This window comes from Corynebacterium glyciniphilum AJ 3170 (assembly GCF_007673095.1).
Taxonomy (GTDB): domain Bacteria; phylum Actinomycetota; class Actinomycetes; order Mycobacteriales; family Mycobacteriaceae; genus Corynebacterium.
This window is the reverse complement of sequence record NZ_VDYZ01000039.1, coordinates 1-670: the sequence shown is the minus strand read 5'-3', so window position 1 is coordinate 670 and position 670 is coordinate 1. Positions and strand designations below refer to the sequence as shown.

Genomic DNA, 670 nt, shown 5'->3' with positions numbered 1-670 from the left:
GGTGTCGGTACCCGGACACGGTCAAGCACCTCTGGCATCTGTGGGGCGTCGCCGACCTGTCCCGGGGTCAGCACGCAGGACACCGGGCATACCCCGGCGTCGACGGCGAGGTGGATCTTCGTTGACCAGCCACCCCGGGACCGGCCAAAGCCGTGGTCAGCGGGTTCATCACGGTGGCGGTGGTGACTGTCGTGACGGGCGCCGGTGGCATGGACATGACCCCGACTGGTGGTGTCAGTCCACGCTGAACTCCCACGACAATCGACCGTTCTGGTGTGCCTGCGACAGTAGCTGGGTGTGGATCGTCGACCACACACCGGTGCGTTGGTAGCAGGTGAACAGGTCGTAGACTCGCCACCAGGGGCCGTAGCGTTCGGGGAGATCACGCCAGGGGACACCGGTGCGTACCCGGAACAAGATGCCGTTGATCAGGCCTCGTCGACACCAGGACCGGGGCCGGCCGAGGTGGTGCTGTGCTGGTAGCAGTGGTTTCAGGAGGTTCCACTGGTCGTCGGTGAGGTCGTGTCTGGCGCTGGCGGGTAGGGTGGCCACGGAAGGTTTCCTTGTTCACGTTGATGATTCGACACCAACAATCGTGAACGGGGGAACCTTCTTTGTGGTGGTCAGACACGCCGACGCCTAGAACAACGACTTTCGTAACACGACCTAG

2 protein-coding genes are annotated in these 670 nt (G+C 63.4%); both read right to left on the bottom strand.

Annotation, left to right across the window (positions count from 1 at the left end):
* On the bottom strand, positions 1-317 hold a 317-nt coding region (locus FS507_RS19320), incomplete at its 3' end, for a transposase (protein WP_369008450.1).
* Positions 235-552 (bottom strand): transposase, encoded by a 318-nt coding sequence (locus tag FS507_RS16385; protein ID WP_145943834.1) that lies wholly within the window; start codon positions 550-552, stop codon positions 235-237. The genes FS507_RS16385 and FS507_RS19320, both read right to left, overlap by 83 nt.
* Positions 553-670: the final 118 nt, after the last annotated feature.